This window comes from Bradyrhizobium sp. (assembly GCF_016462955.1).
In the GTDB taxonomy this organism is placed as follows: Bacteria; Pseudomonadota; Alphaproteobacteria; order Rhizobiales; family Xanthobacteraceae; genus Bradyrhizobium.
Genome location: NZ_JAEMSD010000046.1, coordinates 1 through 9666, shown reverse-complemented (window position 1 = coordinate 9666; position 9666 = coordinate 1). Strand labels below are relative to the sequence as shown.

Genomic DNA, 9666 nt, shown 5'->3' with positions numbered 1-9666 from the left:
CGCCAAAACGATTTCCAGCGAGACCACCTTCGAGACCGACATCCGCGACTTCGCGACGCTGGAGAAGATTTTGTGGCGGCTCTGCGAAAAAACCTCGTCCCGGCTCAAGAGCAGCGCCCTCGCCGGCTCTACCGTCACGTTGAAATTGAAGACCGCCGATTTCCGGCAGCGCACGCGCTCGCAATCGATCGCAGCGCCGACGCAGCTTGCCGCAAAGATCTTCTCGATCTGCCGCGAGATGCTGGCAAAGGAGATCGACGGCACCGCCTTCCGTCTGATGGGCGCCGGCGTCAGCGCGCTACGCGACGGCTCGCCTGCCGACGACACCGACATGCTGGATCGCCGCGCCGCCCACGCCGAACGTGCGGTGGACAGCCTGCGCAAGAAGTTCGGCAGCGCCGCGGTGATCCGCGGCATCGCCTATGAGGGCCCGGAGAAGGCGCAGGAATGATGCGTCACGAGAGGGCGTCGTTCCGCGCCGCCGCCGTGGCCGCGCAACAGCTCAATCCGCGACCGCGATCGCCTCGATCTCGATCAGCCATTCCGGCGCGGCCAGCGCGGAGACGCCGACCAGCGTCGAGGCCGGCGGCTCCATGCCTTCGAAGAAGGCCGAGCGAGCCTTGCCGATGATCGGGCGCAGCTCCGGCTTGTAGTTCACCACGAAGGTCGTGATCTTGACGATGTTGGCGTAGGTTGCTCCGGCTGCCTTCAGCGCGTGGCCGAGATTCTGCATCACCTGCGTCGTCTGCGCGGCGATATCGCCCTCGCCGACGATCCGTCCCTCCTCGTCGGTCGAGACCTGCCCGGAAATGTAGATCGTGCGCGCGCCCGTGGCGGTGACGACGTGGGAATAGGCGGGATTGTGATGCAGGCCGCTGGGACGGAGATGGTCGAGCTTGGGCATGGGCTGGCTCCCGGAGTTTGTGGTTAGACAGAGCGTAGCCGGGGATGATGACAAGAGCTAGTCCGTCACGGTGAAGCGGCGAAGAAGGATCTTGTAGGGTGGGCAAAAGCGCCCTTGCGCCGTGCCCACCATCTAACAATGATCGTCGAGAGAATGCGTGGGCACGCTACGCTTTGCCCACCCTACGGCGCTGCTCGCGAGGAGAGAGCATAGCCCTCAATTACAGGGCTTGCTGTCCTTGACGTCGAACTTGCCCATCGCGCCGGAAATGACGAAGTCGTTGTAGTCGAGCACGAGCTGGCGCGACACGCCGTTCTCGTAGAGCTCGAACGCCATCGCGTAGACCGGCGTTTGCTCGCCCTCTTTCTGCTGGGCGTCGCGATCGAAATAGCTGACGGTGACCGGCCAGCGCTTGAGCGACCTCATGTGCTCGTCTGCGGTCGACGGATCCGACGAAGTGGCGCGGTCGGCGGGGATCGGCTGGCCGATCACGGTCAGCGTGTTGTAGACCTTCTGGCCGTCGTCGGAGCCGTCGTAGACGGAGAGCTCCAGCAGCGACTTGCCCTCCCTTGCGGCGGCGATGATGCGCTGGATCTGCTCGGTCGGGAACACGATTTTGCCGTCGAGGGTGAAGGTCTTCGGCGCCGGCAGCTTCAGCTTGACGTTGATGTGGTCGCCGTCGCGCTCGGCCGAGCCATCGACTCGGCCGGCATCCGCCTCGTTCATGCGGGTCTCGATCTTGAATCGGTAGCTCTTGCCGGCGGCATCCTCCCAGGAATTGGAGCGGAGGTCGCTGAGCGTAACCTTGCCCTCGCCGCTGTCGAGCTCGGAGACCTGGCGGAATTCGGAGGTATAGCCTTCGCAGGCATTCCCCGTGAAATTGTAGAGGATACGGCCGCGGGCGCTATTGACCGAGTTGGAGCGCGATTTCACGAGGCTGAGGTCGTAGAGCGCCTGGTGCGGAAGGAACGGACCGTTGGCCGCCGGGGCCACGCCGCCAAGGCCAACCGTGGCCGCCGCGAGCGCCATGACACCGAGCGAAGTCCGGAAAAGGTGCACCATGTCTCATCCTTGGGGAGCGCAGATTCGACATTTTAATGACCGTCCCATTGCGTCGCAACTGAGACCATTTCACGTAAATTTGCCCCGTGCCATTGAACCTCCGGCCCTTCCTTGCATGTGGCGGCACAATGGGCGAAACAGGCGCGCCCGGCAGCGGTACCGAAACGGCACCGGACGGGCGAATTTCGGGACAATGAGGTCGAACATGGCGGGCACGGTCGAGCAGAAACTGGCGGAACAGGGTATCAAGCTACATGAGGCCCCCACCCCCGTTGCCAATTACGTCCCGTTCGTACGCACCGGCAATTTGCTGTTCGTCTCTGGCCAGGTCTGCTTCGACCCCGCCGGCAAGCTGATCGCCAAGGGCAAGCTGGGCGCTGGCGTCTCCATCGCAGAAGGTGCGGCGGCCGCGCGCGGCTGCGCGGTGAACCTGCTGGCGCAAGTCAAGGCGGCGCTCGGCGACCTCGACAAGGTCGTGCGGGTGGTGCGCCTCGGCGGCTTCATCAACTCGGCGCCGGACTTCCTGGACGGGCCGAAGGTTCTGAACGGTGCCTCCGACCTGATGGTCGCGGCCTTTGGGGACAAGGGCCGACATGCCCGGACCACCGTCGGGGTCGCCTCGTTGCCTGCGGACGCGGCGGTCGAGGTCGAAGGCGTGTTCGAGGTCGCCTGACGCCAAATGCGCGCTCCGGATTGGCTGACAGCCCGGCCGGTCGCCCATCGCGGCCTGCACGACATTTCGCGCGGCATCGTCGAGAACATGCCGGGCGCCGTGCAGGCGGCGATCGCAGGCAATTTCGCCATCGAGGTCGACATCCAGCTCTCGTCCGACGGCGAGGCCATGGTGCATCACGACCATGCCCTGGGCCGCCTCACGGAGGCCACCGGAGAGGTGGTTTCGAAGACCGCCGCGGAGCTGAGAGCCGTCAGGTTCAAGGACACCGGCGAGCGGATGATGTCGCTGTCCGACCTCTGCACCATTGTCGCCGGCCGCGTGCCGCTGGTCATCGAGGTGAAGAGCCATTTTGCCGGAGACCGCAAGCTTGTGAAGCGGATGGCCGAGGTGCTGGCGTCCTACGACGGCCCCGCCGTCGGCATGTCGTTCGATCCCGACCAGGTGCTGGCGTTGCGCGAGCTGTTGCCCTCGCGCCCGCGCGGCATCGTCGCCCAGCGGACCTATGAGGACGATTATTGGGCGGGGCTGACCAAGGCCCAGCGCGACAGCATGCTTTACCTGCGCCATGGCCTGCAGACCCAGCCGCACTTCATCGCCTTCAAGGTCGACCACCTCCCGGCTCCCGCACCCTGGATCGCCCGCAACCTCTTCGGCTGCCCCCTGCTCGGTTGGACGGTGCGCACGCCGGAGCAGCGGATGCGGGTTGGGCAGTATGCGGACCAGATGATCTTCGAGGGGTTCGTGCCGTAGCACCTCGCGTGTCCCGGACAAGCTGCAGCGCTTCAGCGTTGCGGCGCAGAGCCGGGACCCATCTGTCCGCGAGCCCGCTGCCACATGGGTCCCGGCTCTGCAGCGGACCTCTGGAGGAGCGCTGCGCTGGGTCCGAGGCACGAGAGCTGTGTTTCCCCACCCCTTGAACTCGCTGCTGCAATGCACGATCTTGGGGCACGATGGCATCATCCGAAATCACGCTCGAGGCCGTACCTTCGATTGGCGACGTGTCCGCGGAGGATTGGGACGCCTGCGCCAATCCCGGGGGGCGGTGCAAGGGGGCTGGCAACGGAACCTCATCTGTCCTTCCAGGCGGCTCCCTCGACCTCTCAAATCCCGGCTATAACCCCTTCGTCTCCCACGCCTTTCTTTCTGCCGTTGAGAAATCGGGTTCAGCGACCATTCGCACCGGCTGGGGGCCACGCCATCTCGTGGCCAAGCTCAACGGCCGCGTTGCCGGCGTGGTGCCCTGCTATCTGAAATCGCATTCGCAAGGCGAGTACGTCTTCGACCGGGGCTGGGCGGACGCTTATGAGCGCGCCGGCGGACGCTATTATCCAAAGCTCCAGGTCTCGGTTCCCTTCACCCCGGCGACGGGTCCGCGGCTGCTGGTCCGCGACGGCGTCGACCGCGAGCGCATCATGGACGCGCTGGCGAGCGGCCTCATCGCGCTGTGCGGCGTCAGCAAAGCCTCATCCGTGCATGTCACCTTCGCGCGCGAGGCCGAATGGAAGCTGCTCGCCCAGCACGGCTTTCTCCAGCGCACCGATCAGCAGTTCCACTGGCGCAATGAGGGCTTTGCGAGCTTCGACGATTTCCTCAGCACGCTGAACTCGCGCCACCGCAAGTCGATCAAGCGCGAGCGGCGCGATGCGCTCGCCCCCGGCATCACCATCCATTGGCTTACGGGCAAGGACATCACCGAGGACGCCTGGGATGCGTTCTTCGACTTCTACATGGAGACCGGCTCGCGCAAATGGGGCCGGCCTTACCTGACGCGCGAGTTCTTCTCGCTGATCGGCGAAACCATGAGCGAGGACGTGCTGCTGGTGATGGCCCGCCGCAACGATCGCTGGATCGCTGGCGCGATCAATTTCATCGGCTCGGACACGCTGTTCGGCCGCAACTGGGGCGCGGTCGAGCACCATCCGTTCCTGCATTTCGAGGTCTGCTATTATCAGGCGATCGACTTCGCCATCAAACGGGGCCTCGGGCACGTCGAGGCCGGCGCGCAGGGCGAGCACAAGATCGCGCGCGGCTACCTGCCGCGCACCACGCATTCCGCCCACTTCATCGCCGACCCCGGCCTGCGCCGTGCCATCGACGATTACCTCAAGCGCGAGCGCGCCTATGTCGCGGAGGCCGGACGAGAGCTCGCCGAGCTCGGCCCGTTCCGCAAAGGGGCCGACGAGACGCCTTGACGCCTCGCCACGGCTGGTGACAGTAAGCGCAAATCGTTCGAGGAACCGCCGCCATGACCGCCTACGACACCAACAACATCTTCGCGAAAATCCTGCGCGGCGAGCTGCCCTGCCACAAGGTCTACGAGGACGAGCACGTCTTCGCCTTCCTCGACATCATGCCGCGCGTACCCGGCCACACCCTGGTGATCCCGAAGGCTCCCGCTCGCAACATCCTAGACATCAAGCCGGACGATTACGCTCATGTCGCCCGCGGCGCCCACAAGATCGCGACGGCCGCGATGAAGGCGTTCGACGCCGACGGCATCACCGTGCAGCAGTTCAACGAGCCGGCCGGGGGACAGGTGGTGTTTCACCTGCACATGCACGTGATGCCCCGCCACGACGGTGTCGCCATGCTGCCGCCGGCGAGCCGCAAGGAAGACGACAAGGTGCTGCAGGAGCATGCGGCGAAGCTGATTGCGGCGTTGAAGGGGTAGCCCTATCAACTCGTCTCGAGATCGCCCTTCTGCGGCGCGGCCAGCGGCGTGAACTCGCAGCGGTCGGGCTTGAGATCGATCAGCGGTGTGTTGTCGAGGCAATCGAGCCCACGCACAAGGACCGCGTTGCCCTCGATGCCGACCAGCTTCACGATCGACGTGCCGATCGGGTTGGGCCGCACCGGGGAGCGCAGCGAGAACGTGCCGCGGGTCTTCTCGTTGTTCTTCGGACTTTGCAGGATGATGTCGCGGCGCGACTGGTCGAGCCAGTAGAGCACTTCGAGATTGCTGTAGAAATCGACGCCCTTGATCGCGGGCACGAACGGCTCGAAGATCTCGAGCCGGCAGATCGGGCCATCCTGCCGCCCCTGCCGCGGCGTCTCCAGCCGCGACGTCCAGGGGGTGCGGATCCGGCCGATAAAGACGAGACCGGCGTCCTGCGCCGGCGGCAGCTCGATGGCGACCTCGCCCTCGCGCAGGTCCTGTTCGCGAGCCATATGTCCTCTTTCCTGGCTGTTCGCCCGCGGTTTTAACCCAACCACCATTTGCCGGCCAGCATGAAGACTTCCCCCGTGACCACGCCCGCGAAGATCGAGCGGCGGGTCAGGAGGAAGACGACGAGCCCGGCAGCGACCGCGCCATAGCGCAGCACGTCAGGTACAGTGGCAAGCGCCCCTGGCGGCTGGACCACGATCTGGGCGATGACGCCGGCCAGGATCGCCGTTGCGACCGCCCTCACCCAGACCAGCAGCTCGGAGCCCTCGTCGATCCCGCCCCCGAACCACAGGCCCAGCATGCGCCAGATCTGGTTGGAAATGACACCGGCGACGAAGAGCACGGCGAGCGCATGCCAGTCCCCGATCGCTTGCGCAAAGCTCATGCGCGCACCTCCCGCCACCAATGCACGCCATAGGCGATCGTGCCGGCCAGGACCCCCCTGACAAGGATATCGAGGCCGGAGTTCATCATGGCCGCCAGCGGATAGAGCACGATGCCCAGCACGAGCGCGACGACATCGGCAACCTCGCGGCTGTTGCGCGCCGTCGAGAACAGGAACGATAGCGGCGTCAGCAGCAGGATCGCCGCACCCAGCGTCTGCGTCAGGTTGGCGGCGAGGAAATAGCCGACCGTGTTCGCGACGAGGCACACCGAAACGAGGCCGCAGCCGAGCCCGTGGACGAAGGCGATCCGCCGCTCGCGCGGTACCTGCGGCAGGAAGCGATGGCATTCGACCCACAGCGTCACCGCGGTGAGATGCGCGGCGAAGATCAGCTCGCGCCGCTTGGTCGTCGGCGTGCGCATCAGCGGCAGCACGGAGACGACCATCGGAAACAGGCGGATCGCGCTCACGGTCACCGCGATCGCCGATTGGATCAGCGTGGCGCCCGAACCGAGCGTGGTGATCAGGATGATCTGCGCCGGCCCCGCCCAGACGAACAGCGTCGAGCACAACGTCCAGAGCAGGCTGAAATGGGTGTCGTGGGCCAGCGCGCCGATACCGAGATAAGTCACGAACAGCACGATGGTGAGGATCGTCTGCGTGATCGAGCGCAGCCCCCAGGCAAACGCGCGCCAAGGACTTTGCCATTGCGGTGAATCGAGTGGAGGAAGCGCCACGGGAGATTTGGCCGGTGAGGAATCGGGCCTGCATAACGGGCAAGACGGCGGCGCGCGTCAAGGAAGGGCGCGGCGGGGCTGGCATGCGTGACACCCGGGCCCACCGTCGTCATTCCGGGGCGCGCCACTTGGCGCGAACCCGGAATCCATCAGGCCGCAGAGATCGTTGCACGATGGATTCTCAGGTGCGCAATTGCGCACCATAGTTCGCGACTTCGTCGCGCCCCGGAATGACAGCTCATCCTACCCCGCCACACCCCGGTTCTTCAGCACGAAGCACGCACCGCCCGCCTTGCGGATGCGGTTGCACAGATCGTCGGCCTCGGCGCGCGTGTCGGCTCCGATACGCACCTGGTAGAATGCGCGCGTGCCGCGGCTGCGCATGACCGAAGAGAGCAGGCTCGGATCGCGCTCGCCGATGACGGTGCTCAGTTTCGTCACGGCACGGGAGTACATCGCCAGCGCCCTGTTGCGGTCGAAGCCGGCGGCGAGCTGAACGCCCCAGGTCTTTGCGGCGGCAAGCTCGACATGCTGCTCGAGCTCGGCCACGAACGGGTTCGGCGCGCGCTTCAAGAGCGCCATCAGGTCGCGGCAGCCCGTCGGCGGCGAGCTCGGCGGCCCCTTGCCGGTCGCGCCCGCCTTGGCCCAGGAGTCGATGCTGGTGCCGGTGATGGCGTAGACGTAGTTGCGGGTTTGCTCCGGCATTCCACCGGTGCCGGCGAGCCATTCCTGGACCCGGCGCGGCCCCGCATTGTAGGCGGCGGCCGCCAGGCCGAGATTGCCGAACTGGTGGCGCAGCTCGTTCAGGAATTCGGCCGATTTCGGCAAGGCCTGCACCGGATTGAAGGGATCGAGCAGCCCGCGCTCGCTGGCGGTGCCCGGCATGAACTGCGCGATGCCCCGCGCATGTTCGCCGCTGCGCGTCATGGGCCCGACGGCATCGGCCTGGAAACGGCTTTCCTGCCAGATGACGCGCGCGAAAAATTCCAACGGCAGGTTGTTGTCGCGCGCGGCCGCCTCCACGATCAGGCAGATCGACTCCCGCGTATCGCTCTCGCGCCCCTCGTTAGGTTTCTCGGCCGGCTTCGCAGGTTCCTCGGCTTTCGCTGGCGCGGCGACGGCCGGCGTCTCCTCCGCAGCCGCCGGCGAAAGCACGAAGACGTGGCACAAGACAGCGATAACCCGAGCTATTCGCATGGCATCGACGTAACAGAACAAATCGGACCTTGACTTGGAACCCCAGCTATCTAGCAACGAACGGCAGTATCAACGCAGGTCGCGCCCGATGGTGACAATCTTTTTTGATCTCGACGGCACTCTGACCAACCCCAAGCCGGGGATCACCCGCTCAATCCAATATGCTCTGGAACGGCTCCACGTTCCCGTCCCCAGCGAGGACGAACTGACCTGGTGCATCGGCCCTCCGCTGCTTGCGAGCCTTCGAAAGCTGACCGGAACCGATGAGCTCGCGGATCGCGCGCTCCTGCTCTATCGCGAGCGCTTCAGCGACATCGGCCTTTTCGAGAACGAGGCTTACAGCGGGATTGCGGAAACGTTGTCGTCGCTCGCAGCGACACGTCAGCGCATGTTCGGGGCGACCAGCAAGCCCGCGGTCTACGCCACGCGCATCGTCGATCATTTCGGCCTCGAGCCGTATTTCGAGCGCGTGTTCGGCTCCGAGCTCGACGGCACGCGCGTCGACAAGCGCGACCTGCTCCGCTATGCGCTCGACGAGACCAGGGTCGATGCTGCCAGCGCGATCATGATCGGCGACCGCAGCCATGACGTGGTCGGCGCCCGCACCAACGGCATGACCGCCATCGGCGTCCTCTACGGCTACGGCAGCGAGGCCGAGCTACGCGATGCCGGCGCGCATCACATCTGCGCCGCGCATCCGGAGCTGCTCGGCCATTGCGTGGCATAGCGGCGAACGGCAGGTCCGCCCTCGCGCTTGGTGATCAGTTCGCAGCCGCGGCCGTTTCCGCCTGCTCGACGGTATCGACCGGTAACGCAAATTGCTCGACGCGATGGTACCGCTTCTTGTTGAGCAGCAGCCGCGTCACGTCCGGCCGCGAATAATGGCCAGCGGGATCTGCCGCGTTCTTGGCAACGCCGATAGCGCCGAGATCGATCTCGGCAACCAGCAGGCCCTCCTGATCCGGCGCCAGCTTGTCGCCGATCTGGCTGCCGTCGGGGCCGTAGATCGCGGCAAAGCCGCCACCGGCATGCAACAGCGCGTGCTTGTCGGGCCGATCGCAGAGCTCGTCAATCATGGCCTGCGACACCGTCGCGCAAGGCGCCAGCACGAAGCAGGAGCCCTCCACGGCATAGACGCGCGAGGCGGCGTTGTTGACCTCCGCGCCGAGCGCCGGCGCGAAGGGATCGTAGAGCGAGAAGCTCGGCCATGCCGCGACGTGCACCTGCTCGTTCTGGGCATACATCGCGTATTTCGACAACGGCTGGAGATGCTCCCAGCAGCACAGCGCCCCCAAACGACCGATGTCGGGCCGCGCATGCACGGCAAGGTCGCTGCCGTCGCCCTCGCCGTAGACCGTGCGCTCGGCGTGGGTCGGCCGCAGCTTGCGGCGCTTTGCAATCGTCTCGCCGTCTGGCCCGATCAGCCATTGCGCCAGATAGAGGCTGCCGCCGTCGCGCTCGGACAGGCCGATCACGGCGGTGAGCCCAGCCTTGCGCACGGCATCGCGCAGCCGTTCGGCCTGAGGGCTGTCATAGGAC

12 protein-coding genes and 1 pseudogene are annotated in these 9666 nt (G+C 65.8%); 6 read left to right on the top strand and 7 right to left on the bottom strand.

What is annotated here, in order from left to right; translation table 11 throughout:
• A pseudogene (locus JHD07_RS07885) lies at nt 1-451 on the top strand (DNA polymerase IV); the annotation flags it as partial.
• A gap of 51 nt (nt 452-502) precedes the next feature.
• Here JHD07_RS07885 and JHD07_RS07880 read toward each other — a convergent pair.
• Together JHD07_RS07880 and JHD07_RS07875 are read right to left on the bottom strand one after the other, a co-directional pair.
• On the bottom strand, nt 503-904 hold the full coding sequence (locus tag JHD07_RS07880) for a RidA family protein (RefSeq protein ID WP_291620713.1): 402 nt from the start codon (nt 902-904) through the stop codon (nt 503-505).
• A gap of 216 nt (nt 905-1120) precedes the next feature.
• Complete coding sequence (locus JHD07_RS07875; RefSeq protein ID WP_291620711.1) at nt 1121-1966, bottom strand: cell envelope integrity EipB family protein; 846 nt, start codon at nt 1964-1966, stop codon at nt 1121-1123.
• Nucleotides 1967-2171: 205 nt separating this feature from the next.
• Here JHD07_RS07875 and JHD07_RS07870 point away from each other — a divergent pair, with 205 nt between their 5' ends.
• The 4 genes from JHD07_RS07870 to JHD07_RS07855 all read left to right on the top strand — a co-directional run bounded on the left by JHD07_RS07870 (nt 2172) and on the right by JHD07_RS07855 (nt 5313).
• On the top strand, nt 2172-2639 hold the full coding sequence (locus JHD07_RS07870; RefSeq protein ID WP_291620710.1) for a RidA family protein: 468 nt from the start codon (nt 2172-2174) through the stop codon (nt 2637-2639).
• Nucleotides 2640-2645: 6 nt separating this feature from the next.
• Nucleotides 2646-3392 carry a glycerophosphodiester phosphodiesterase gene (locus JHD07_RS07865; protein WP_291620709.1) on the top strand — a complete coding sequence of 249 codons (747 nt, stop codon included), beginning with the start codon at nt 2646-2648 and terminating at the stop codon, nt 3390-3392.
• Nucleotides 3393-3592: 200 nt separating this feature from the next.
• Nucleotides 3593-4834, top strand: coding sequence for a GNAT family N-acetyltransferase (locus tag JHD07_RS07860; protein WP_291620707.1), 1242 nt, complete (start codon nt 3593-3595; stop codon nt 4832-4834).
• Between the two features lie 53 nt (nt 4835-4887).
• A complete protein-coding gene (locus tag JHD07_RS07855; RefSeq protein ID WP_291620705.1) occupies nt 4888-5313 on the top strand; it encodes an HIT family protein in 426 nt (141 codons plus the stop codon).
• Between the two features lie 5 nt (nt 5314-5318).
• Here the strand turns inward: JHD07_RS07855 and tsaA are convergent, their stop codons facing one another.
• From tsaA to JHD07_RS07835, 4 genes are all read right to left on the bottom strand, one after another.
• Nucleotides 5319-5810, bottom strand: coding sequence for a tRNA (N6-threonylcarbamoyladenosine(37)-N6)-methyltransferase TrmO (gene tsaA, locus JHD07_RS07850; protein WP_291620703.1), 492 nt, complete (start codon nt 5808-5810; stop codon nt 5319-5321).
• Between the two features lie 32 nt (nt 5811-5842).
• Nucleotides 5843-6193, bottom strand: coding sequence for an AzlD domain-containing protein (locus JHD07_RS07845; RefSeq protein WP_291620701.1), 351 nt, complete (start codon nt 6191-6193; stop codon nt 5843-5845).
• On the bottom strand, nt 6190-6930 hold the full coding sequence (locus JHD07_RS07840; protein ID WP_291620699.1) for an AzlC family ABC transporter permease: 741 nt from the start codon (nt 6928-6930) through the stop codon (nt 6190-6192). The genes JHD07_RS07845 and JHD07_RS07840 overlap by 4 nt, the downstream gene beginning before the upstream one ends.
• A 243-nt stretch (nt 6931-7173) precedes the next feature.
• Nucleotides 7174-8127, bottom strand: coding sequence for a lytic transglycosylase domain-containing protein (locus JHD07_RS07835; protein ID WP_291620697.1), 954 nt, complete (start codon nt 8125-8127; stop codon nt 7174-7176).
• Between the two features lie 88 nt (nt 8128-8215).
• Between JHD07_RS07835 and JHD07_RS07830 the strand changes: the two genes are divergently transcribed.
• Nucleotides 8216-8854 carry an HAD family hydrolase gene (locus JHD07_RS07830; protein ID WP_291620695.1) on the top strand — a complete coding sequence of 213 codons (639 nt, stop codon included), beginning with the start codon at nt 8216-8218 and terminating at the stop codon, nt 8852-8854.
• Between the two features lie 34 nt (nt 8855-8888).
• On the opposite strand, the gene JHD07_RS07825 is transcribed toward JHD07_RS07830, so the two are convergent.
• Nucleotides 8889-9666, bottom strand: a 778-nt coding sequence (locus JHD07_RS07825; protein ID WP_291620693.1) for a carbon-nitrogen hydrolase family protein, incomplete at its 5' end; no start/stop codon positions are given.